Here is a 22,534-nt window from a genome sequence, read left to right on the forward strand (position 1 = left end):
CCGCTCAGTACACCGTGGCGTGCGCCTGTACGAACGAATAGAAGAACACCGCATCCGGGTCGCTCTGCACCTGCGCCATCTCCCGGCGCATGCCGGCCACGGTCTCCGCGTCCACCGCGCCGGCCTGCAGCAGCCTGTCTGCCGCCGACAGCAGCAGCTCTTCCCAGAACCCGATCATGGTCTTGCGCCGCGCCGGCTCGCGGTTGTCCAGGTGCAGGGTCTTGATCTCGGTGCTGACGTCGCGATACCCGCCGGCCAGCAGCAGGTTGCCGAGCTTGGCGCCGACGAAGGGGTCGCCGCCGTGGTCGTACTGAAAGTCGTTGAACGCCATCCAGTAGCGCCACACGTTCGGCGAGTAGGGGTGCAAAAGGAACGAGGCGTTCATCACCTCGGTCACGTACACCGGCGACCCCGGCGCCAGCACCCGCCGCACTTCGCTGAGCACGCGTGCCGGCGACGGCACGTGCTCCAGCACCCAGCACAGGAACGCCGCATCGAAGCTGCGCGGCTGGAACGGCAGGTCACCGGCGTCGGACTGCTGCAGCGTGTAGCGGTCCTGGCACCAGGGCATGCGCTGCAGGTTGTCGCGCGCGGCCTGCAGCTGCGCCTCGCTCAGGTCGATGCCGGTGACGTGCAGCTCCGGGAAGCGCCGCAGCAAGACTTCGGTCTGCGCGCCGACGCCGCTGCCCACCTCCAGCAGGCGCCGCGCGCCGGTGTAGTCGATCTGATTGAACAGGGTGGCTTCGAGCAGCCGCGCCTGTTTCAGCAGGCGTGCCTGTTCGGTCTCGGAATAGCCGTGCAGATAGGTCGGAGTCTCGGCAGATGCGCTCATGGCGGTGCTCCAGGAAGAAGGCGTCAGGCGGCGGCGGACAACGCGGGCGGGACCCCGGCGATCAGCGCGTCGAAGTAGTCGGCGGTCAGCGCCAGTTGCGCCTGTGCGCTCTCGGCGCGGTTGACCACGGCGCGGAACGCGGCGTTCTCCGGCCGGTCCTTGGCGTACCAGCCCAGGTGCTTGCGCGCGATGCGCACGCCCTGCGCCTCGCCGTAGAAGTCGTGCAGGGCCTGCAGGTGGCCGAGCAGGGTGTCGCGCACGAACGTCAGCGATGGCGCCGGCTGCTGTTCGCCGGTGGCCAGATAGTGCGCGATCTCGCCGAAGATCCATGGCCGGCCCTGCGCCGCGCGCCCGACCATCACCGCGTCGGCGCCGGTCGCGGCCAGCACCTGCGCCGCCTTCTGCGGCGAATCGATGTCGCCGTTGGCGATCACCGGGATGCGCAGCATCGCCTTGATCTGCGCGATGGTCGCGTATTCGGCGTGGCCGCTGTAATGCTGGTCGCGGGTGCGCCCGTGCACCGCCAGCGCGGCGATGCCGCAGTCCTCGGCGATGCGCGCGATGATCGGGCCGTTGCGGTGGTCGCAGTCCCAGCCGGTGCGGATCTTCAGCGTCACCGGCACCGGCGATGCCTTCACCACCGCACTGAGGATGCGCGCCACCAGCGCCTCGTCGCGCATCAGCGCCGAGCCGGCCCAGGCGTTGCACACCTTCTTCGCCGGGCAGCCCATGTTGATGTCGATCAGTTGCGCGCCGTGGTCGGCGTTGTAGCGCGCGGCCTCGGCCAGCTGCTGCGGTTCGGTGCCGGCGATCTGCACGCTGACCGGGTCCGGCTCGCCGGCGTGGTCCATGCGCTGCAGCGACTTGCGGGTCTGCCAGAAGCGCGGATCGGAGATGGTCATCTCCGACACCGCCAGGCCGGCGCCCAGGCGCTTGCACAGCAGCCGGAACGGCTTGTCGGTGACCCCGGCCATCGGTGCCAGGATCACCTTCGGTTCGATCGTGTAGGGGCCGATGCGCATGCCGCTAGTGTAGCGGGCCTGCGTATCGGCGCGCCGCAGTCGCGCCGCCCTCCGCGGTGGTAGACGCCGCGCGCGTCAGCGGATCAGCTGGTACAGCTCGAAGCCGTTGTCCTTGCCGTCCAGGATCAGCAGCAGTTCGTTGGGTCCCAGCGCGACCAGGCGGCCGACGCTGTTGCCATGCGTGCCGTCGGAGACATGGCCAGGGGCGTAGGCCGCCTCAGGCTCGTCGTTCACCGTGCTGGCGCCGAGGAAGGCCAGTTCGTGACTGCCGGCGGCCAGCGGATACAGGGTGCCGCTGCGGCGCTGCGAGCCGCTGGTCTTGCTCAGGTGATAGCCGCAGGCATCGCCGCGGATCTCGGCCTTGAAGTACGGATAGGCATAGGCGAAGTGCGGGTCGACCTGGATCGAGCGCACCTTCCAGCGGCCTTCCAGCTTGCCGGGCTGCTGCGGCGTCTGCGCGCGCTGCAGCAAGGTGCGCGCCAGCGTGGCGCCTGCTTCCTGCTCGGCATCGTCGTAACGTGGTGCGATCACCTGTTGCAGGCGCTCGGCGGACACGGTCACCGCCGCGCGGTCGGCATCGGCGGCCAGGCTGTTCCAGTCGCAGCGCGGTGCAGCGGCAGCGCACAGCGGGAGCAGCAGCGCGCACAGCGCGCCGAACGGCAGCAGGGAATGACGGGGCATCGGGAACTCCTTGTCGGATGCGGCCGGCACGGCGGCCGGCGGTGTTGTGGTCAGGGAAACGCGGCAATCGCGGCGATGCGGATCGCCGCGCGCAGGCTCAGGCGGGGTCCGGGGTCAGCCGCGGCATCGATGCCGCCGCGCCCTCGGCTTCGGTGGAGCGCGCCGCGTAGTGATTGGCGAAACGCACGTGGGTGGCGAACGCGGCGTTCGGCGACTGCGCCAGCGAGGCCACCAGGGCGCCGTTGAAGGCATCGCCGGCACCGGTGGTGTCCACCGTGTGCGCGGTCTCGGCGCCGATCCGGTAGTAGGGCTGGGTGTCGCCGCGCAGGCGCTCCTCGGGATGCGAGATGAACGCGCCGACCGCGCCCAGCGTCACCACCACGGTGCCGCCCGGCAGCAGCTTGCGGCACAGCGCGTGCAGGCTGCCGCCATCGGTGGCGGCGACGTCGTCGGCGTCCACACGCGCGCCGACATGGCGCGCCAGCAGGGCGGCGAACTCGGTTTCGTTGGGGGTCAGCACGTCGGCCAGCTTGAGCAGGCCGATGCTGGTCTGCGCGTTGGCCGGGGCGGCGTTGAGCACCGTGGTCAGGCCTGCCTCGCGCGCCAGCGCCAGGGTGGCCTCGATGGTCTCGATCGGCGACTCCAGCTGCGCCAGCAACACCCGTGCCGATCCCAACAGCGCGCGCTGCGCCTGCACGAAGTCCAGGCTCAGCGCGGCGTTGGCGCCGGCGCCGATGACGATGGTGTTGCGGCCGTGGCCATCGACGTAGATGCCGCCGGTGCCGGTCGGCTCGGTGCTGGCCTCGGCGACCAGGGCGATGCCGTCCTGCGCCGCCAGGCCACGCGCCATCGTGCCGCCGGCATCGTCGCCGAGCGCACAGACGAAGCTGGTGCGTGCGCCGGCGCGGGCCGCCGCCACCGCCTGGTTGAAGCCCTTGCCGCCGGGGCCGGTGCTGTAGCGGCCGGCGATGGTCGCCCCCGGTGCGGGCAGATTCTCGCAACGCCACACATGGTCGACATTGAACGAACCGACGACGATGACCGAACTCATAGGCATGTACTGCTTCTCGACAGGAACTGGAAAAAAAGAAAACCGGTGCGGCGGATGCTGCGGCCGGATCACGCGAAGTGCGACAGCACCCCGGCGATGGTCGCGGTCATGAAGGTGGCGATCGAGCCGCCCAGTACCGCGCGCAGGCCGAAACGGGCCAGGTCGTGCCGGCGCTCGGGGGCCAGGCCACCGATGCCGCCGATCTGGATCGCGATCGAGCTGAAGTTGGCGAAGCCGCACAGCGCGTAGGTGGCGACCAGCCGGCCTTCCGCGCTCAGGCTCACGCCCGGCACCTGACCCTGGACGATACGCGACAGCTCGGTATACGCGACGAACTCGTTGATGACCACCTTCTGGCCGATCAGCGAACCGACCGTGGTCGCATCCGGCCACGGCGTGCCGATCACCCAGGCCACCGGCGCCAACACGTAGCCGAAGATGGTGGACAGGTTGGTCGGGCGGCCCAGCGCGGAGGCCAGGCCGGTGACGTCGCCGAGCCAGGTCAGCGGCGCGTTGACCAGCGCGATCAGGGCGATGAACGCCAGCAGCATCGCGCCGATGTTCAGCGCCAGGCGCAGGCCATCGCCGGCACCGGCGGCGGCGGCGTCGATCACGTTGCTGGTGGTCTTCTCCACTTCCATCTTGACCGTGCCGCGGGTCAGCGGCGTGCCGGTCTCCGGGATCAGCAGCTTGGCCACCACCAGCGTCGCCGGCGCGGCCATGATGCTGGCCGCCAGCAGATGCTTGGCGTAGAACGCCTGCTGCGCCGGATCGCCGCCGCCGAGCATGCCCACGTAGGCCGCCAGCACGCCGCCGGCGATGTGCGCCATGCCGCCGATCATCATCGTCAGCAACTCGGACTCGGTCATGCGCGGGATGTACGGGCGCACCGTCAGCGGCGCCTCGGTCTGGCCGATGAACACGCTCGCGCACACGCTGGTGGTCTCGGCGCCGGACACGCGCATCACCTTGGTGATCGCCCACGCCATCACCCGCACTACCGCCTGCATCACCCCCAGGTGATACAGCACGCCCATCAGCGCGGAGAAGAAGATGATGGTCGGCAGCACCTGGAAGGCGAAGATGAAGCCATAGGTCTTGGTGTCGAGCAGGCTGCCGAAGATGAAGCTGGAGCCTTCGTTGACGAAGCTCAGCACCTTGACGAACACCTGGCCGAGCCAGTCGAACACCTCGCGCCCGCCCGGGACCAGCAGCACCAGCGAGGCGAAACCGATCTGCAGGACCAGGCCGGTCGCGACCAGCTTCCAGTCCACCGCTCGGCGGTTGTTGGAGAACAGCCAGGTGATCCCGATCAACACCGCCAAACCGAACAGGCCGAAGCCGATCCTTCCCAATCCCTCGACCATCTGCGTCCCCGGTCCCCGACCAAAGACGGGAAGCCTAGTGCAGGGGGTGACGGCCGGCAAGGCGAGGCGTGTTCAGTCGGGGATTCGGGAGCGGGGATTGGGGATTCGCAAGAGCGGGGCGCCCCCGCTGCCGCCGACGGGGCCTTGCCGCGGCGCCGCTACACTGTGCGGCCACCCGCCGGCCTTGCCGCGGGTTCGCTCAGCAGGAGGAGTTGCCATGCATTACCGTCGCCTCGGTGCCACCGGGCTGCACCTGTCGGCGCTGTCGTTCGGCGCCTGGATCAACTTCGGCGGGCAGACCGGCCGCGACGAAGCGCGCAACCTGATCGCCGCCGCCTGGGACCACGGCATCAATTTCTTCGACAACGCCGAGGTCTATGCGCACGGCCGTGCCGAGCAGGTGATGGGCGACGTGATCGCCGACCTGCGGCTGCCGCGCGACGGCTTCTGCGTGTCCAGCAAGGTCTACTTCGGCGCCGTGGAATCGCCGCGCCCGACCCAGCGCGGGCTCTCGCGCAAGCATGTCACCGACGCCTGCCATGCCGCGCTCAAGCGCCTGCGGGTGGAGTATCTGGATCTGTATTACTGCCATCGTCCCGATCCGGACACGCCGGTGGAAGAAACCGTGCGCGCGATGGACGCGCTGATCCGCCAGGGCAAGGTGCTGTACTGGGGCACCTCCGAGTGGCCGGCCGAGCGCATCCGCGAGGCGGCGCAGGTGGCGCGCGCGCTGGGCCTGCACGGGCCGTCGATGGAACAGCCGCAATACAACCTGCTGCATCGCGAGCGCGTGGAGCAGGAGTACGCGCCGCTGTACGCCGAACTGGGCCTGGGCACCACCATCTGGTCGCCGCTGGCCTCGGGCCTGCTGACCGGCAAGTACAACGACGGCATCGATCCGGCCTCGCGGCTGGGCCAGGAGCGCAATGCCTGGCTGCAGCAGGAGGTCATCGGGCCGCCGGCGCAGCGCCGGGTCGAGCGCGCGCGCGCCTTCACCGCGCTGGCCGCCGACGAGGGCGTGGCGCCGGCGTCGCTGGCGATCGCCTGGTGCCTGCGCAACCCGCACGTGTCCACGGTGATCCTCGGCGCCAGCCGGGTCGCGCAATTGCTGGAGAACCTGGCCGCGCTGGAATTGGCCGAGCGCGACGACGCGGCGTGGTGGGAGCGGGTCGAAGCCGCCGTGCGCTGAGGACGGCACTTGCTTGCCCCGTCACGATGTCGTGGCGGCGCAAGCGAGAGGTTCGTGTCGATCTTTGAAATCTTTCGGGATCTTTATTTCGATCGGTACTGCGAATCGAATCGGGCGAGAATGGGTCTTGATTAAGTATTGAGAATCATTATCATCTCGATGCACCCCGTGGATGGAGTTCGACCATGACCGCTCAACCCGTGCTGTTGCGTCACCCCGACACCCTGAGCCTGCGCGAGCGCACCGTGCCGCGCGCGGTGCCGGCCGAAGAAACCATCAGCAGCCAGGCGCTGCTCAAGGGCCGCCGCGAAGTGCTGATCCAGCACGGCGACCGCGTCTATCGCCTGCGCCACACCAGCAACGACAAGCTGATCCTGACCAAGTAATGCCCTCCGGCCGCCGCGCGCGGCCGGCCTTCCGCTCGACCTGCCGCCACCTGGCCGACGCCCTTGCGCGTCGGCCGCGGCCGCCTCGCAGTCGCGATCCTTCTCTCCCCCTCGGCCAGGCGCGGACCCCGCGCCGTGCCGGTCGAGGGTCTTCCGCGACCACCGATGCTCCCCATGTTCCGTACCGCCCCGCTCACCGGCGCGCTGTGGCTGGCCCTGTCCGCCTGCGCGCATGCCGCTCCCGCCTCCGCCTCTGCCTCCGACGCTGACGCCGCCGCCAGTGCGGCGGCGGCCATCCGCGATTTCGACCGCCTGCAGGTCACCGCCACCCGTACCCAGCGCGCCATCGTCGACGTGCCCGGCAGCGTCGACGTGATCGATCGCGAACAGATGGACCGCACGTTGGTCCACGACCTGAAGGATCTGCTGCGCTACACGCCCGGCGTGTCCGCCACCGGCAACAGCGGCCGCTTCAGCGGCATCGGCGGCATCCGCATCCGCGGCCTGGACGGCAACCGCGTGCTGATCCAGACCGACGGCATCCCGGTCTCGGATACCTTCAGCTTCGGCAGCTACCTCAATGCCAATCGCAACTTCGTCGACATGGACACGCTCAAGCGCGTGGAGATCGTACGCGGCCCGGCCAGCGCGTTGTACGGCTCGGATGCGCTCGGCGGCGTGGTCGCCTATGTGACCAAGGATCCGGCCGACTACCTGGCGCCGGGCAAGGACCGCTACGTCGGCCTGAAGTTCGGCTACGAGAGCGAGTGGAAGGGGCTGTTCGCCGGCGCGCTGGTCGCCTTCGGCGGCGACCGCTGGAGCGGCATGGCCGCGGTCAGCCATCGCCAGGGCCAGGAAAGCGAGACCCAGGGCGACAACCGCAGCACCGGCGCCGCCCGCACCGCGCCCAATCCGCTCAGCAGCGACGGCCGCAGCCTGCTCAGCAAGCTGGTCTACGCGCCCAGCGCCAACCAACGTTGGAAGTTGACCGTCGAAGGCAACGAGGACTACTCCCGCATCGATGCGCTGAGCAACGTCACCGCCAGCATCCTGTCGCAGCGCGGCCGCGACCATCAGACCCGCGCCCGCGTGTCGCTGACGCTCGAATTGGACCAGCTCGGCATGCTGCTCGCCGATGACCTGCAGTGGCAGTTGTACCGCCAGGATAGCCAGAGCCTGCAGCGCACCGACGAGCGCCGCAGCAACGGCACGCTGCGGCACATGGAGCACGACTTCGACCAGCGCCTGTACGGCGTGCAGGCGAATCTGCACAAGCGGGTGGAGCAGGGCAGCGCCGTCCACGACATCAGCTACGGCATCGATCTGTCGCACACCGACACCCACGAAAAGCGCGACGGCCACACGCTGACGCTGCGCACCGGCGCGATCAGCAAGACCGTGGGCATGGAGACCTTCCCGGTCCGCGACTTCCCGATCACCACGACGGTCAAGGCCGGCGCCTACCTGCAGGACGAGATCGCACTGGCCGACGGCCGTTTCAGCCTGATCCCGGCGCTGCGTGCCGACTACTATCGGCTGTCGCCGCAGGTCGATGCGATCTTCGCCACCGACAATCCCGGCGTGGCGGCGAAGAAGATCAGCGACCGCAACGTCTCGCCCAAGCTCGGCGCGATCTGGCGCCTGGACGATGCCTGGTCGCTGTACGCCAACTATGCGCACGGCTTCCGCGCGCCGCCCTACAACGACGTCAATATCGGCTTCACCAACCTGTTGATCGGCTACACCGCGATCGCCAATCCCGACCTGAAGCCGGAGACCAGCCGCGGCGCGGAACTGGGCGTGCGCTACGCCGGTCCGGCCGTCTACGCCGGCCTGAGCGCCTACCGCAACGCCTACCGCGATTTCATCGAGTCCTATCGCTTCGTCGGCTTCAACGCCGACGGCTTGATGCTGTATCAATCGCGCAACGTCGACCGGGTGACCATCCGCGGCGTGGAAGCCAAGGCCGGCATCGACTTCGGCGCACTCGATGCGCGCTGGAGCGGCTGGTCGCTGCAGGCCAGCGCCGCCTATGCGCGCGGCGACAACCGCACCGACGGCACGCCGCTCAACTCGGTGGATCCGCTGCGCGGCGTGCTCGGCCTGGGCTACGACCGCAGCACCTGGGGCACGCAACTGGTCGCCACCGCGGTGGCGAAGAAGCGCCGGCCGGAACTGCCGAGCTACTACACGCCGGCCGGCTACGCGACGCTGGACCTGCTCGCGCACTGGCGCTTCACCGAAGGTGCGCGGCTGGACGTGGGCGTGTTCAACCTGGCCGACCGCCGCTACATCGACTGGAACATGCTGCCTGGCGCGACCCTGGCCAGCAGCAGCGTGCTCGATCGCTACACCGGCGCCGGGCGCAACGTCTCGGTCAGCCTGGCGCTGGACTGGTAGCCGCGCATGCGCACGGCCGCGCCAGCGCGTACCGGCCCGGAGCGGATCGCCGCTGCGCCGCTGCCGCGCCCGGCGCAGCTGGCCGCACTGGGCACCGTGTTGTGTCTGTACCGTGCCCGCACCGGCGCCGAACTGATCGGCTGGGGCCACGCCTGCAGCGTGGCCGCGCACCTGGACGTGGACAGCGATGGCGTGCTGGAGAGCCTGCGCTTCTACGATCGCCAGCAGCAGTGCTGCTGGCGCTTGTACCTGCTGCCCGACAGCGATTTCGTCGCCTGGGACATGCTGCTGGCGGCGCTGCCCGCAGCGCAGGATGCCGCCGACGGCGGCGTCGCCGAGCGGCTGTGGCGGCGCGTCGCCGGCCGTTTGCGCGGCGATGGCTGGCACGCGCGGGCGCTGCGCCTGCACGCCGCCGATGGCGTGCTGGCGGCCAGCGTCGCCGGCGTGTCGCCGCTGGGTGCCAGCATCGCCCGCCGCATCGCGCGCCTGGAAGCGGCCGAGGGCGATGTGCTGGTCGACGACTGCTGCTGCGCCCGCGCCGGACGCCCTGCGCCGCGCCCCGATCCCGACCGGCCGTGGCCGCTGCTGCGGCTGTGAGCGGCCGATGGCGTTTCCTCATTTCCTGTCACTACCCACACACCTCTCGATGATGAAAGTCCAACTCCCGTTCTGCGCCTTGCTGCTTGCCGGCAGTCTTCCCGTCCACGCCGAGAACGCCGATCCGGCGCGCGACCGTGCCAGCATCCTGGCGATGCAGGGCGAGTACACGGTGGCGTTCGCCTTCGACGAGACCGTGCTGCTGCAACCCGGCTACACGCGCGCCGCGCCAATGCGCAGCGGTGGCGACGAGGTGGTGATCGTGGTCGAGGACAGTCCGCGCAAGGTGGTGCTGCAGCATCTGCTGGTGGAGCCCAAGAGCGGCCACGTGACCAAGCACTGGCGCCAGGACTGGATCTACGAGGCGCCGCAGCGCTTCGAGTTCAGCGCCGACCAGACCTGGCAGGTACGCCCGCTCGACGCCGCGGCCACCCGCGGCGCCTGGACCCAGTGCGTGTACGAGGTCAGCGACGCGCCGCGCTACTGCGGCACCGGGCGCTGGGACTACGCCGATGGCCATCCGACCTGGACCAGCGACCTGAGCTGGCGCCCGTTGCCGCGCCGCGAGTACACCAAGCGCAGCGACTACAACGCGCTGGCGGTGATCAACCGGCACACGCTGACTCCGGCCGGCTGGACCCACGAGCAGTTCAACACCAAGGTGCTGCGCAAGCCCGATGGCAGCCAGCAGGCCATCGCCCGCGAGTTCGGCTTCAACGACTATGTCAGGACCACGACCATCGATTTCAGCCCGGCTCGCGCCTACTGGACCGCGACCCAGGGCTACTGGGCCAGGGTGCGTGCGCGCTGGGACGGCCTGCTCGGCAAGCCGCCGGGCGTGCACCTGAAGACCAAGGTCGATGGCATGGCGATCATCATGCCGCTGTTCGGCCAGGCCGAGGCGGTGCAACAGGGCAAGCCGGTCAGCGATGCGCAACTCGATGCGGTGTTCGCGCAATGGACGGCACCGGCGCCGGCCGCGCGCTGAGGACAGCGCCGGCAACACGGCCAGGGTGGGGAAGGCGGCCGGGATGGCGCCTTCCCCTTTTTCTTGCGTGTGTCGCGTCGCCGCAGAACCTGTTCGGCGCTGGATGGCGTGCAGAGCACGGCTCACGCTCTGAGCGCCGCAGGTGTGCGCTAACGGGAGGCAAGCCGACGCAAGGCCGGCGCCAGCGCGGCGCCGCGCTGGCGTATCAGCGTGCCGCGTCGTGCGTGTGTGCGGGCGTCGTCGTTGGCGACGACGTGTCATCCGGGGATGTGGCCATCACCTGCGTCATCCACGGCAGATAGCGCGACACGCGCACGGCGTGCACGATCTGGCCGTAAAGACCCTGCACGAATGGACGACCCGTAGTCCAGGTCGCCCAGAACGGATGGTCCGGCGGATAGTTGCCCCACGACGCCAGTCCGATCAGTTGCCGCGCGTCGCCGGTGCCGATCAGCAAGGGGCCGCCACTGTCGCCGCTGCCGGTGATGCCTTCCAGCGGTAGGGCGGCGGGGGGCGCGTCGAAGCGATACGAGAGGTAGCGCGGGTCGGCGCCGACGATCGTGTTGAAGGCGTGGCGCAGCACGCCTCGGTGGGCGCCGTGGGGATCCTGGCCGGCCTTGCCGTCGCCGGTGGCGCCCTTGCCGATCAGTTCGGCGGTCATCCCCACTTCCTCGTCGCCGCGGTACAGCGCGACCGGTGCCACTCCCGGCACCGGCGCAGCCAGCTCGATCAGCGCGATATCGTCGGCAGCGCCGAGCGCCGCATAGAACCTGGAGAAGTCGTGCGTCGTCAGTGCCTCCTGCACCAGCGCATCGGCCGGCTTGCGGTAGCCGGGATGGAGAACGACCCGCTTGATCCTGTACGCCACGCCGCCAATGGACACATCCTGGTCCATGCCCGGCATCTGCATCGGTGCCGCGTGCGCGGCGGTGACCACCCACTGCGGCGCGATCAGCACGCCGTGCCCTTCGCCGGGCAGGTCGACCAGGGCCGGGAATGCCGCCGCCGGCATCCGGTAGCGCGTTTCCTCCACGTCCGCCCTGACCACCACGGCGCCAGCCGCAGTGGAGAGGGCCAGCAGGCAACAGGCGACAATCCATTTCATGCGTTTCTCCTTTCGATGCGCCGCGATCTTACCCGTGTGCGGCACGCATCGCACCCGTCGTCGCCAAGGACCGCCGCCGAGCGCCAACGGCGTCATGTCCGCGCAGCCTGCGGCGCTCTACCAATCCCGAATCCCGAATCCCCGTTTTTCCACAGCCGAATGGCTGGTCATCCCGCCTCCACTCAAGGCTCGCGCAAGGCCAGCGCCGGCGGCGTGCGCAGGATGCGCCTGGTGCCCGACCAGCCGGCGAGCAGGCTCAGCGCCACGCCGCCCAGGCCGCCGAGCAGCAGCGCCGGCCACGGTGGCGACAGCGCGAGGTCGAAGGCCTGCTTGGCCACCACCACGCCGATGATCGCCGCGGCCCCGACCGCGAGGATCGCCGCGAGCAGGCCGAGCGCGCCGAACTCCACCAGCACCGCGCCGCGCAGTTGCCCGCGGCGCGCGCCCAGGGTGCGCAGCACCGCGCTGTCGTAGCGACGCTCCCCGGCGGTGGCCTGCAGGGCGGCCAGCAGCACCAGCGCGCCGGCCAGCAGGCTGAAGCCCATCACCAGTTGCACCGCCTGGGCGACGCGGTCGATGACCTCGCGCACGCGCTGCAGGATCGCGTCGATGTCGAGCAGCGACACGTTCGGATAGGCGCGGCTGAGCCCGCTCAACTGCGCGGCCGAGGCGCGCGGCAGATGGAAGGCGGAGATCAGGTTGTACGGCGCATCCTGCACCGCACCGGCGTTGAGCAGCAGGAAGAAGTTGACCCGGAACGAATCCCAGTCGGCCTTGCGCACATTGGTGACGGTGAAGCTGCGCTGCTGGTCGCCGAGCAGCAAGGTGATGCGGTCGCCGAGCTTGAGCCCGTAGCGCTGCGCCCAGCCTTCCTCCACCGAGGCCTCGGCGGCGGTGCTGTCGGCGGCCCAGAAGCGCCCGGACAGCAGCCGGTTGGCGGCGGGGAACTCATGCCGCCAGGAGAAGTTGATGGGCCGGTCGCTACCGTCGCCCTCGTCGTCCGGACCCTGCGCGCGGCGCTGCGGCGGCTTGTCGTTGATCGCCACCAGCTTGCCGGTGCTGAACGGCTCCACCGCCGCGTCGGCGACGCCGAGCGTGCGCAGGGTGCCGAGCACCTGGTCGGCCTGGTCGGGCTGGATGTTCATCAGGAAGTAGTTCGGCGTGTCCGCCGGCAGTCGGTCGCGCCACTGCCCGAGCAGGCCGGGGCCGATCACCGCCAGCAACAGCAGGGCGCACAGCGACAGCGACAGGCCCACCAGTTGCACCACGCTCAGCGCGCGGCGCCGGGTCAGCGCCGCCAGGCCCAGTTTCCAAGGCCCGCGCAGCCGCCCCTGCAGTCGCCGCAACACTGCCAGCAGCACGGCGCCGACCGCCGCGGCCAGCGCCGCCAGCAGGGTCAGGCCGCCCAGCACCCAGGCCGCCAGCACACCGTCGCCGGTGGCGTAGACCGCCAGCACCACAGTGGCGACCAGGGCCGCGGCATAGACCAGCAGCGAGGTCGGCGGCAACGCGGCGAAACTGCGGTTGAGCACGCGCATCGGCGGCACGTCGCGCAGGCGCAGCAGCGGTGGCAGGCCGAAGCCGAGCAGCAGCAACAGGCCGATGCCGGCGCCGGCCAGCGCCGGGGTCGCCTGCGGCAGCGGCAGGCGGTTGGGAATCAGGCTGCCCAGCGCTTCGACCAGGCCCACCTGGGCCAGCATGCCCAGGCCCACGCCGAGCACGCAGGCGGGGATCGCCAGCAGCAGCAACTGCAGCGCCAGCGCGACGAGGATGTCGCGCTGGCGCGCGCCCAGGCAGCGCAAGACCGCGACCTGATCGATGCGGCGCAGGGCGAAACGGTTGGCGGCCAGCGCGGTGGCGACGCCGGCCAGCAGCACCGCCAGCAACGCGGCCAGCGCCAGGAAGCGCCCGGCGCGGTCGAAGGCGCCACGCACGCCGCGCTGGGTGTCCTCGATGCCGACCAGGCGGTACGCCTTGGCACGCGGCGCCAGCCATTCGCGCAGGGCGGCGATCTCGCCCGGCGCGCCGGCGAACATCAGCCGATAGGAGGCGCGGCTGCCAGGGCCGAGCAGGCCGGCGGCATCGACGTCGGCGCGGTTGACCAGCAGCGGCGGCGACAGCTGCATCAGTTCGCCGGAGGCATCCGGTTCGGCACGCAACACGCGGGTCACGCGCAGCGTGCCGGCACCGAACTCCAGCGCATCGCCGAGCTTCAGCCCCAGCGCTTCGAGTAGGCGCGGATCGGCATAGGCCTCGCCGCGCGGCGGCGGTCCGGCGCGTTCGCTGCCGGCGCCGACGGTGTCGCGCGCCACCAGCAGTTCGCCGCGCAGCGGATAACCGGCGCCCACCGCCTTGATGTTGGCCATCTGGCTAGCGTCGCCGTGGAACAGCACGCTGGGGAAACTGACCAGGCGCGTGCTGCGCAGGCCGCGCCGCTGCGCCTCCTCGGCGAAGTCGCCAGGGATGTCCTGGCGTCCGCTGACGCCGAGGTCGCCGCCGATCACCTCGGCGGCGCTGCCGGTGAGCGCCAGGGTCACCCGGTCGACCAGGGTGCCGACCGCGGTCATCACCGCCACGCCCAGCACCAGTGCCGCGAACACGGTCAGCAGATCGCCGGCGAACAGTTCGCGGCGCAGCGCGCGCGCGGCGTGGCGCAGCACGTTCATGCGGCGTCCGCCGGGTCGGCGGCGCGCAGGCGGCCGCCGTCGAGCCGGTAGCGGTGTTCGCAGCGCTGCGCCAGGCGCATGTCGTGGGTGACCAGCACCAGGGTGGTGTCGCTGCCTTCGTTGAGCGCGAACAGCAGGTCGCTGATCTGTTGCCCGGTGGCCTGGTCGAGGCTGCCGGTGGGCTCGTCGGCGAACAGGATCCGTGGCCGCGCCACGAACGCGCGTGCCAGCGCCACGCGCTGCTGCTCGCCGCCGGACAGTTGCCGCGGATAGTGCCGCGCACGCGCGCTGAGCCCCACCGCCTCCAGCACCTCGCGCACCCGCGCCGGATCCTCGCGTCCGGCCAGTTCCAGCGGCAGGGCGACGTTCTCCGCCGCGGTCAGCGACGGCAGCAGGTGGAAGCTCTGGAACACGAAGCCGACTTCGCGCGCGCGCAGCGCGGCGCGCGCTTCCTCGTCCAGCGTGTTGAGCGATTGCCCGGCCAGCACGATCTCGCCGCGCGTGGGCAGGTCGAGGCCGGCCAGCAACCCGAGCAGGGTGGTCTTGCCGGACCCGGAGGCGCCGACGATGGCGACGCTGTCGCCTTCACCGATGGTCAATCCCACCTTGTCGAGAATGTGGACCGTGCCCTCCGGTCCGCTGACGGATTTGCCGACATCGCGTACGTCGATGGCGATACCGGCGCGAAGAGTGGGGGCCTGACTGTCGATGAGGAATCTCCGGATGCGCGGCGACGAGACGAGAAGCAAGCGGGCCTGGATGCGCCGCGCCTGGCTGCTATTGGCATGGTGGGTGCTGCTGCCCGCCATCGCCTGTGCCAAAGGTGCGACGGGGCCGGTACTGGTGCTCGGCGACAGCCTCAGCGCGGCGCACAACATCCCGGTGCAGTCCGGCTGGGTGGCCTTGCTGGACAAGCGCCTGCAGCAACAGATGCGGGCGCCACCGGCGGTGGTCAATGCCAGCATCAGCGGCGAGACCTCCTCCGGCGCACTGACCCGTCTGCCGGCGCTGCTGCAGAAACACAAACCGTCGGTAGTGGTCATCGAGCTGGGCGGCAACGACGCATTGCGCGGGCTCAGCCCGGCCGAACTGCGCGGCAATCTGGAGAAGATGATCGTGCTCAGCCGTGAGGCCGGCGCGAAGGTGCTGTTGCTGGGCATCGACGTGCCGCCGAACTACGGACCGGGCTACCGGCAGCGTCTGCGCGCGGTCTACGCGGACCTGGCGAAGCAGTACCAGACCGGCCTGCTGCCGTTCCTGCTGGAAGGCGTGGCGCTGAACCCGGCGCTGATGCAGGGCGATGGCCTGCATCCGACCGCCGCGGCCCAGCCCAAGGTGCTGGACAACGTATGGCCGCAACTCAAACCATTGATCGCGCAGTAATTTTTTCATGACTCAGGCACATGAAGCGGTCTTCACGCCGCCACCACTGCACATCCGGCATGTTTCACAAAGCTGAAGACTGAGGAAGCATCATGCGTCAGACCAAGGAAACATCCGGGCTCGTGCTGGTCGTGGAGGACAACCGCAACATTTCCGAGATGATCGGTGAGTATCTGGAAGGCCGCGGGTTCGAAGTGGATTACGCCTGCGACGGCCTGGACGGCTACCGCCTGGCGGCGGAGAACAGCTACGACGTGGTGGTGCTGGACCTGATGCTGCCGCGCCTGGACGGCATCGAAGTGTGCCGCCGCCTGCGCAACGACGCGCGCAAGTCGACCCCGGTGCTGATGCTGACCGCGCGCGACACGCTCGACGACAAGCTCACCGGCCTGGGCTTTGGCGCCGACGACTACCTGACCAAGCCGTTCGCGATCCAGGAACTGGAAGCACGCCTGCGTGCGCTGATCCGTCGCGAGCGCCGCCAGGTCGGCTCTGAAGTGCTGAAGGTGGCCGACCTGGTGCTGGACCCGGTGAGCATGCGCGCCACCCGCGCCGGCACCGAGCTGCAGCTGTCGCCGATCGGACTGCGCCTGCTGACCATCCTGATGCGCGAATCGCCGCGCGTGGTCACCCGCCAGGAGATCGAGCGCGAGATCTGGGGCAACGGCCTGCCGGACTCGGACACTTTGCGCAGCCATCTGTACAACCTGCGCAAGATCATCGACAAGCCGTTCGACCGCCCGCTGCTGCACACCGTGCAGAGCGCCGGTTACCGCATCGCCGACATCGCCCAGCCGATGAGCTGAGGCGGCGCGCGATCGTGAAACCCGCAGCGGTCCCCGCAAACGGGGCCGCTTGCACGAAAGGCTCACGATCGGCCTTCCTATAATCGCGGCAACGATCACGGATGCCGTATGCCGCACGGGTTGCCGCGCAAACTTCGCCTCGCCCTGATCGCCCGCATCGTGTTTGCGGGCTGTGTGGTCACGCTTGCCAGTTATCTGGTGGTGGCGATCGTGCAGCACTCGCTGGTCGGCTCGATCCTGAAGCAGGAGGCGCGCTACTACTGGCGCCTGCATGCACAACAGCCGCAGCAGCCGCCCCCCAATACTCACAGCCTGCGCGGTTATCTGGTGCCGGCCGGACACTCCGATGCGGCGGTGCCCATCGACCTGCGCACGCTGGCGCCCGGCCTGCACGAGGACCGCCCCGGCGGCGAGATCGTGCTGGTCGACCAGAACCCGTCCGGCCGCCTATACCTGGTGTTCCTGCGCGCGCCGGCGCAGCGGCTGGCGTTCTGGTTCGGCGTGGTGCCGACCCTGTTGACCCTGATCGCGGTGCTGGTGGTGGCCTGGCTGACCTGGCGGGTGTCGCGCCGCTTGCTGTCGCCGATGAACTGGCTGGCGCGGCGGGTCTCGCGCTGGGATCCGCGGCATCCAGTCGCCGCCGAACTGGCTCCGGAAAACCTGCCGGCCGATGTGCAGGGCGAGGCGCGGCAGTTGGCCGCCGCCCTGCATACGTTGGCCCAGCGCGTCACCGACCACGTCGCCCGCGAACGCAACTTCACCCGCGATGCCAGCCATGAACTGCGCACGCCGCTGACGGTGATCCGGGTCGCCACCGACATCGCGATGACCGATCTGGAATTGCCGCCGCGCCTGCAGCGCAGCCTGCAGCGGATCCAACGCGCCGGCCGCGACATGGAGGCGGTGATCGACGCCTTCCTGATCCTGGCGCGCGAGGCGGACGTGGTGCCGCAGAGCGAACTCTTCGACGTCACCGACGTGGTCGCGTACGAGGCCGAGAACGCGCGCGAGCTGCTGGCGGACAAGCCGGTGACGCTGAGCGTGCGCGTGCTGGGCTCGGCGACGCTGCATGCGCCGCCCCGGGTGCTGCACGTGGTGGTCAGCAACCTGCTGCGCAACGCCTGCAGCTACACCGATGCAGGGCGCGTCGAGGTCGAGGTCGAGGCCGACCGCATCCGCATCCGCGATACCGGCATCGGCATGTCCGAGGAGGCCTTGCGACACGCCTTCGAGCCGTTCTTCCGCGCCGAGCCGGAGCGCCCGCAAGGCGCCGGGCTGGGCCTGTCGATCGTGCGCCGGCTGTGCGAGCGCTTCGGCTGGCAGGTCGCGCTGGAAAGCGCCGAGGGCGGCGGCATCCTGGCAACCGTGCGGTTCGTTCCGGCGAAGTGAGCGCCGGCAGTTCCGGATCCGTGCAGGCCGGTGCCCGCGCGTTGGCCCGCATCGGTTCCGCGCGCTGCAATGGCCGGCGTGCTTCGAAAAGACCGCCGGCCAGCCGCGTTCACGCCTTGGCGTGTCCGCCATCCGCCTTCGGCGCGCTGATGCGCACCTTGTCGCCGTCAACCAGGCCGTCCGGCGGACTTTCGATCAGACGGTCGCCGGCGGCGATGCCCGAGCCGAGCTGCACGGTCTTGCCGAAGTCGCGCGCGATGGTCACCGGCTTGAACGCGACCGTGTCGTGCGCGTCGACCACCGCCACGCGCAGGCCCTTGTCGTCGAACACCAGCGCGCTGGCCGGGACCCGCACCAGCGCGGCGTCGGCCGGAAGATCGAAGCGCACGCTGGCGTAGCCGCCCGGCATCAGCCTGCCGTCCTGGTTGTCCACGGCGACCTGGACCAGCGTGGTGCCCGAGGCGGCGTTGACCGCCCCCGACGCGCTGTCGACGACGCCGCTGAAGGTCTGCCCCGGGTATTCCGGCACCGTCAGCGTCACCTTGCTGCCGGCACGCACCGACGGCGCATCGCTCTGCGGCACGTTCACGTACATGCGCAGCTTGTGCGTGTCCGACACGACGAACAGTTCCTGGCCGCCGCCGCCGGCGTTGATCAGCGCGCCGACATCGGTCTCGCGCGCGGTGACGGTGCCGTCGAACGGCGCCACCAGTCTGGCGAAGCCCTTCATCGCCTCCAGGCGCTCGAGGTTGGCCTGTGCGGACTGGGCAAGGGCGCGCTTGGCGTCGTAGTCGCCGGTCTTCTCGTCCACCGCCTGCTTCGACACCACCTCGGTCTGGCCCATGGTCTGCCAGCGCTTGGCGGTGGTCTGGGCCAGGGCGGCGTTGACCCGGGCGTTGGCCAGGTCGGCCTTGGCCTGAAGCAACTGCTGGTCCAGGTCGGGCGTTTCGATCTCGGCGAGTACGTCGCCGGCCTTCACCCTGGCGCCGATGTCGGCTTTCCACCATTTCAGGTAGCCGCTGGTCCGGGCGAAGATCGGCGCGCGGGCATACGCCTCCAGGCGACCGGGCAGGTTGAGTACGCCGGTGCCCTGGTCGGTCTCCGGGGCCACCACGGTGACCGTCGGCACCGCCTGGTCGTCGGTCCATGCACGCAGCCGGCGCGCGTCGCCGGCGCGCGTGGCGATGCCGGCGACGACGATGGCCAGGACCACGATCGAGGCGATGACGCCGGCCAGGCGGAGACGGCGTGGCGAAACGGGGGGCGACAGATCAGGCGACATGCGGGGACGCTCCGGAGGCGTGCGCCGTCGGCGAGGACGGCTGGGAACCACGGCGGTGGATGAGGCTGAAGACGATCGGCACGAAGAACAGCGTGCTGACGGTGGCGAAGATCAGGCCGCCGATGACGGCCCGGCCCAGCGGCGCGTTCTGCTCGCCACCTTCGCCCAGGCCCAGCGCCATCGGCGCCATGCCGATGATCATCGCCAGCGCGGTCATGAGCACCGGGCGGAAGCGCACGAAGCCGCCCTCCAATGCCGCCTTCGCCGCGTCGCCGTGCTCGGCGAGGCGCTCGCGGCAGAAGCTCACCACCAGGATCGAGTTGGCCGTGGCCACGCCCATGCACATGATGGCGCCGGTCAGCGCGGGGACCGACAGGGTGGTGTGCGTGGCGAACAGCATCCAGACGATGCCGGCGATCGCCGCGGGCAAGGCGGTCACGATCACGAACGGATCGCTCCACGACTGGAAGTTGACCACGATCAACAGGTAGATCAGCACGATCGCACCGAGCAGGCCGAAGATCAGGCCGGCGAACGCCTTGTTCATCGTCTGCACCTGGCCGAGCAGCGCCGTGCTGGATCCCTTGGGCAGGAATTTCTGGTTGGCGTCGAGGATCTTCTGGATGTCGGCGGCGACCGCGCCCAGGTCGCGGTCCTGCGGGGAGGCGAAGATGTCCACCGTCGCATTGATGTTGTACTGGCTGACCACGGCATTGGTCGCGGTCCGCGACAGCGTCGCCAGCCCGCCCAGGCTCTGCGCGCCGCCCTGGCCGGCGCTGGGGCTGATCGGCACGTTCTGCAGGTCGGGCAGGCTGTCGAGGCTGTACTGCGGCGTCTGCATCACGATCGGATACGACACGCCGTTCTGCGGGTTCAGCCAGAACGTCGGCGCGATCTGGCTGGAGCCGGCCAGGTTCACGCCCAGGCTGCTGGTGACGTCGCGCTCGGTAATGCCCACCTGTTGGGCGAGGCTGCGGTCCACGTTCACCGCAAAGCCGGGGCTGGACTGCGATTGCTGGATGCGCGCGTCCGCCACGCCCGGGACGCGGCGGATCTCGCGCAGCAGGCGGTTGGCATAGGCGAAGTTGGCGGCGAGGTTCGGGCCACGGATCTGCAGGTCCACCGGCGCCGGCGCACCGAAGTTCAGGATCTGGCTGATGATGTCGGCCGGCGGAAACGAGAACACCACCGACGGGAACTGCCGCGGCAAGGTCTGGCGCAGCGTGCGCACGTAGTCGGCGGTGGGCGCGTGGCCTTCGCCCAGCGCGATCTGGATGTCGCCGTCCTGCGAGCCGATGGTGCCGGTGTTGTTGTAGGCGTTGTTGATGCCCGAGGACGACAGGCCGATGTTGTCGACGACGCCGGCCAGGTCGTGCGGCGGAATGAGCCTGCGCACGGCGCCGGTCACGTTGGCGAACAGGTGCGCGGTTTCCTCGACGCGGGTGCCGACCGGCGCGCGCACGTGCATCAGGATCTGGCCCGAGTCCACCGACGGGAAGAAGTTGCGGCCGAGCATCGGCAGCAGCAGGAACGACAGCGCCACGCACAGCATGAAGCCGGGCACGAAGGCCCTGCGGCGCAGCAGCGCGGTCTCGAGCAGGGCGTAGTAGCCGGCGCGCAGCCGCTCGAAGCGCTTTTCGAAACCGCGCTGGAAGCGCACCAGCGGATTGCGCGACGGCGGCTGGCCATGGCCGTCGCCGTGCATGTCGGTATGCGGCGCATGCGGATGCAACAGGTACTTGGCCATGGTCGGCACCAGCGTGCGCGACAGCAGGAAGGACGCGATCATCGCGAACATCACCGCTTCGGCCATCGGCACGAACAGGAAGCGTGCCACGCCTTCCAGGAAGAACATCGGCACGAATACGATGCAGATGCACAGCAGCGAGACGAAGGCGGGCGTCACGATCTGCGAGGCGCCGTCCAGGATCGCCGTCTCCACGGACTTGCCCTGCTCCAGGTGCCAGTTGATGTTCTCGATGGTCACCGTGGCGTCGTCGACCAGGATGCCCACGGCCAGCGCCAGGCCGCCCAGGGTCATGATGTTCAGCGTCTCGCCGATCGCCGACAGCGCGGCGATCGAGCCGAGAATCGCCAGCGGGATCGAGATGGCGATGATCAGCGTCGAGCGCCAGCTGCCGAGGAACAGCAGGATCATCAGGCTGGTCAGCGCCGCGGCGATCACGCCTTCGCGCGCCACGCCGGCGATCGCGCCGCTCACGAACAGCGACTGGTCGCCGATGGGAACGATCCGCAGGTCCGGCGGCAGCGCCTCCTTCATCGCCGCGACCCGGTCCTTGATGCCGGCGATGATCGCCAGCGTCGAGGCCGAGCCGTTCTTCATCACCGTCATCAGCACCGAACGGTCGCCGTTGACGTGCACGATGTTGGTCTGCGGTGGGGCGCCGTCGCGGACATGCGCCACGTCGCGGATGAACACCGTGGCGCCGTCGACCGTCTTCACCGGCAGGTTGCCCAGCTCCTCGATGTCCGATGGCGCGTTGTTGAGCTGCAGCGTGTATTCGTACTTGCCGATCTTCTGCGTGCCCACCGGGGTGATGAGGTTCTGCGCCGCCAGCGCGTTGGCCACGTCCTGCGCCGAGAGGCCGCGCGCCTGCAGCGCCGGCGGATCGATGTCGATCTGCACCTGGCGGGTCTTGCCGCCGAACGGATACGGGATCGCCGCGCCGGCCACCGAGGTGAGCTGCGGACGGATGATGTTGAGGCCGAGGTCGGCCAGGTTCTGCTCGGTGAGCCCCTTGCCGGACAGCGCCAACTGGATGATCGGCACCGTGGAGGCGTTGTAGTTGAGGATCAGCGGCGGCGTGGTGCCTTGCGGCAGCTGCCGCAGCATGGTCTGCGCCACGGCGGTGACCTGCGCGTTGGCGGTGCGGATGTCGACGTTGGGCTGGAAGAAGATCTTGATGATGCCGAAACCCTGGATCGACGTGGCCTCGGTGTGCTCGACATCGTTCACGGTGGTGGTGAGCACGCGTTCGAACGGCGAACTGACGCGGCCGGCCATCTGCTCGGGCGGCAGGCCGTTGTACTGCCAGACCACGGCGATCACCGGGATGCGGATGTCCGGGAAGATGTCGGTGGGCGTGCGCAATGCGGCGAGCGGGCCCACGATCAGGATCAGCAGGGCCAGGACGACGAAGGTATACGGTCGCGTCAGTGCGATCCGGACGAGGCCAATCATGGAGGAGCGGTTCCGTGCGCGAATGTTGCGTCGCGGCGATTTTGCCTGGGGGGTGTTCCCGGGCTTCATTAAGATTTATTTAGACATCCGCCCCAACGCCGCAAACGCTCGATGGTTCAACGACTTGTGTGCTGACCGGGCCGTAAGCCGCACGCCGCCTGTCCGGCGCTGCCACTCCACGCGCGGCG

The 22,534-nt window shown here is 69.7% G+C and carries 18 protein-coding genes; 8 read left to right on the forward strand and 10 right to left on the reverse strand.

The features are described from left to right. Positions 1-4 precede the first annotated feature (4 nt). The 5 genes from FHR66_RS01855 to FHR66_RS01875 form a co-directional block, all read right to left on the reverse strand. On the reverse strand, positions 5-832 hold the full coding sequence (locus tag FHR66_RS01855) for a class I SAM-dependent methyltransferase (RefSeq protein ID WP_160966693.1): 828 nt from the start codon (positions 830-832) through the stop codon (positions 5-7). Between the two features lie 23 nt (positions 833-855). Next, positions 856-1,854 (reverse strand): tRNA dihydrouridine synthase DusB, encoded by a 999-nt coding sequence (gene dusB / locus FHR66_RS01860; protein WP_160966695.1) that lies wholly within the window; start codon positions 1,852-1,854, stop codon positions 856-858. A 75-nt stretch (positions 1,855-1,929) separates the two neighbouring features. Then, a complete protein-coding gene (locus FHR66_RS01865; RefSeq protein ID WP_160966697.1) occupies positions 1,930-2,535 on the reverse strand; it encodes a DUF4893 domain-containing protein in 606 nt (201 codons plus the stop codon). Between the two features lie 97 nt (positions 2,536-2,632). Then, the gene (locus tag FHR66_RS01870) at positions 2,633-3,586 is read right to left on the reverse strand and encodes a ribokinase (RefSeq protein WP_160966699.1); all 954 of its coding nucleotides are present in this window, start codon (positions 3,584-3,586) and stop codon (positions 2,633-2,635) included. Between the two features lie 68 nt (positions 3,587-3,654). Next, entirely contained in the window at positions 3,655-4,953 is a 1,299-nt protein-coding gene (locus tag FHR66_RS01875) for a NupC/NupG family nucleoside CNT transporter (protein ID WP_160948067.1), read from the reverse strand. Between the two features lie 217 nt (positions 4,954-5,170). Here FHR66_RS01875 and FHR66_RS01880 point away from each other — a divergent pair, with 217 nt between their 5' ends. From FHR66_RS01880 to FHR66_RS01900, 5 genes are all read left to right on the forward strand, one after another. Next, positions 5,171-6,142, forward strand: a complete 972-nt coding sequence (locus tag FHR66_RS01880) for an aldo/keto reductase (RefSeq protein ID WP_160966700.1) — start codon at positions 5,171-5,173, stop codon at positions 6,140-6,142. A 185-nt stretch (positions 6,143-6,327) separates the two neighbouring features. After that, positions 6,328-6,528: a hemin uptake protein HemP gene (hemP, locus tag FHR66_RS01885; RefSeq protein ID WP_160966701.1), complete on the forward strand. Its 201-nt coding sequence runs from the start codon at positions 6,328-6,330 to the stop codon at positions 6,526-6,528. A gap of 174 nt (positions 6,529-6,702) precedes the next feature. Next, a complete protein-coding gene (locus tag FHR66_RS01890) occupies positions 6,703-8,928 on the forward strand; it encodes a TonB-dependent hemoglobin/transferrin/lactoferrin family receptor (RefSeq protein ID WP_160966702.1) in 2,226 nt (741 codons plus the stop codon). Between the two features lie 6 nt (positions 8,929-8,934). Next, positions 8,935-9,525: a Hemin transport protein gene (locus FHR66_RS01895; protein ID WP_160966703.1), complete on the forward strand. Its 591-nt coding sequence runs from the start codon at positions 8,935-8,937 to the stop codon at positions 9,523-9,525. 52 nt (positions 9,526-9,577) lie between these two features. Next, on the forward strand, positions 9,578-10,513 hold the full coding sequence (locus FHR66_RS01900; RefSeq protein ID WP_456361720.1) for a DUF6607 family protein: 936 nt from the start codon (positions 9,578-9,580) through the stop codon (positions 10,511-10,513). A gap of 205 nt (positions 10,514-10,718) precedes the next feature. Here FHR66_RS01900 and FHR66_RS01905 read toward each other — a convergent pair whose 3' ends face one another. The 3 genes from FHR66_RS01905 to FHR66_RS01915 all read right to left on the reverse strand — a co-directional run bounded on the left by FHR66_RS01905 (position 10,719) and on the right by FHR66_RS01915 (position 14,883). Continuing rightward, on the reverse strand, positions 10,719-11,618 hold the full coding sequence (locus FHR66_RS01905; RefSeq protein WP_160966735.1) for a S1 family peptidase: 900 nt from the start codon (positions 11,616-11,618) through the stop codon (positions 10,719-10,721). A 182-nt stretch (positions 11,619-11,800) separates the two neighbouring features. Next, positions 11,801-14,284: an ABC transporter permease gene (locus FHR66_RS01910; protein WP_160966705.1), complete on the reverse strand. Its 2,484-nt coding sequence runs from the start codon at positions 14,282-14,284 to the stop codon at positions 11,801-11,803. Continuing rightward, complete coding sequence (locus tag FHR66_RS01915) at positions 14,281-14,883, reverse strand: ABC transporter ATP-binding protein (RefSeq protein WP_160966706.1); 603 nt, start codon at positions 14,881-14,883, stop codon at positions 14,281-14,283. Before FHR66_RS01915 ends, FHR66_RS01910 begins: the two co-directional genes overlap by 4 nt. A 109-nt stretch (positions 14,884-14,992) precedes the next feature. On the opposite strand from FHR66_RS01915, the gene FHR66_RS01920 reads away from it, so the two are divergent. From FHR66_RS01920 to FHR66_RS01930, 3 genes are all read left to right on the forward strand, one after another. Beyond that, positions 14,993-15,667, forward strand: a complete 675-nt coding sequence (locus FHR66_RS01920; protein WP_160966707.1) for an arylesterase — start codon at positions 14,993-14,995, stop codon at positions 15,665-15,667. 92 nt (positions 15,668-15,759) lie between these two features. Next, complete coding sequence (locus tag FHR66_RS01925) at positions 15,760-16,473, forward strand: response regulator transcription factor (RefSeq protein ID WP_003481607.1); 714 nt, start codon at positions 15,760-15,762, stop codon at positions 16,471-16,473. Between the two features lie 108 nt (positions 16,474-16,581). After that, positions 16,582-17,862 (forward strand): sensor histidine kinase, encoded by a 1,281-nt coding sequence (locus tag FHR66_RS01930; RefSeq protein WP_160966708.1) that lies wholly within the window; start codon positions 16,582-16,584, stop codon positions 17,860-17,862. 109 nt (positions 17,863-17,971) lie between these two features. On the opposite strand, the gene FHR66_RS01935 is transcribed toward FHR66_RS01930, so the two are convergent. Both FHR66_RS01935 and FHR66_RS01940 read right to left on the reverse strand, forming a co-directional pair. Next, a complete protein-coding gene (locus FHR66_RS01935; protein WP_160966709.1) occupies positions 17,972-19,144 on the reverse strand; it encodes an efflux RND transporter periplasmic adaptor subunit in 1,173 nt (390 codons plus the stop codon). Continuing rightward, positions 19,134-22,346, reverse strand: a complete 3,213-nt coding sequence (locus FHR66_RS01940) for an efflux RND transporter permease subunit (RefSeq protein ID WP_160966710.1) — start codon at positions 22,344-22,346, stop codon at positions 19,134-19,136. Before FHR66_RS01940 ends, FHR66_RS01935 begins: the two co-directional genes overlap by 11 nt. Positions 22,347-22,534: the final 188 nt, after the last annotated feature.

Source organism: Xanthomonas sp. F4 (genome assembly GCF_011761895.1).

Bases quoted from the DNA above. Each gene is read 5' to 3' on its own strand.
- FHR66_RS01855 (WP_160966693.1), bottom strand. From the start codon at position 832: ATGAGCGCATCTGCCGAGACTCCGACCTATCTGCACGGCTATTCCGAG.
- dusB (WP_160966695.1), bottom strand. From the start codon at position 1,854: ATGCGCATCGGCCCCTACACGATCGAACCGAAGGTGATCCTGGCACCG.
- FHR66_RS01865 (WP_160966697.1), bottom strand. From the start codon at position 2,535: ATGCCCCGTCATTCCCTGCTGCCGTTCGGCGCGCTGTGCGCGCTGCTG.
- FHR66_RS01870 (WP_160966699.1), bottom strand. From the start codon at position 3,586: ATGAGTTCGGTCATCGTCGTCGGTTCGTTCAATGTCGACCATGTGTGG.
- FHR66_RS01875 (WP_160948067.1), bottom strand. From the start codon at position 4,953: ATGGTCGAGGGATTGGGAAGGATCGGCTTCGGCCTGTTCGGTTTGGCG.
- FHR66_RS01880 (WP_160966700.1), top strand. From the start codon at position 5,171: ATGCATTACCGTCGCCTCGGTGCCACCGGGCTGCACCTGTCGGCGCTG.
- hemP (WP_160966701.1), top strand. From the start codon at position 6,328: ATGACCGCTCAACCCGTGCTGTTGCGTCACCCCGACACCCTGAGCCTG.
- FHR66_RS01890 (WP_160966702.1), top strand. From the start codon at position 6,703: ATGTTCCGTACCGCCCCGCTCACCGGCGCGCTGTGGCTGGCCCTGTCC.
- FHR66_RS01895 (WP_160966703.1), top strand. From the start codon at position 8,935: ATGCGCACGGCCGCGCCAGCGCGTACCGGCCCGGAGCGGATCGCCGCT.
- FHR66_RS01900 (WP_456361720.1), top strand. From the start codon at position 9,578: ATGAAAGTCCAACTCCCGTTCTGCGCCTTGCTGCTTGCCGGCAGTCTT.
- FHR66_RS01905 (WP_160966735.1), bottom strand. From the start codon at position 11,618: ATGAAATGGATTGTCGCCTGTTGCCTGCTGGCCCTCTCCACTGCGGCT.
- FHR66_RS01910 (WP_160966705.1), bottom strand. From the start codon at position 14,284: ATGAACGTGCTGCGCCACGCCGCGCGCGCGCTGCGCCGCGAACTGTTC.
- FHR66_RS01920 (WP_160966707.1), top strand. From the start codon at position 14,993: ATGAGGAATCTCCGGATGCGCGGCGACGAGACGAGAAGCAAGCGGGCC.
- FHR66_RS01925 (WP_003481607.1), top strand. From the start codon at position 15,760: ATGCGTCAGACCAAGGAAACATCCGGGCTCGTGCTGGTCGTGGAGGAC.
- FHR66_RS01930 (WP_160966708.1), top strand. From the start codon at position 16,582: ATGCCGCACGGGTTGCCGCGCAAACTTCGCCTCGCCCTGATCGCCCGC.
- FHR66_RS01935 (WP_160966709.1), bottom strand. From the start codon at position 19,144: ATGTCGCCTGATCTGTCGCCCCCCGTTTCGCCACGCCGTCTCCGCCTG.
- FHR66_RS01940 (WP_160966710.1), bottom strand. From the start codon at position 22,346: ATGATTGGCCTCGTCCGGATCGCACTGACGCGACCGTATACCTTCGTC.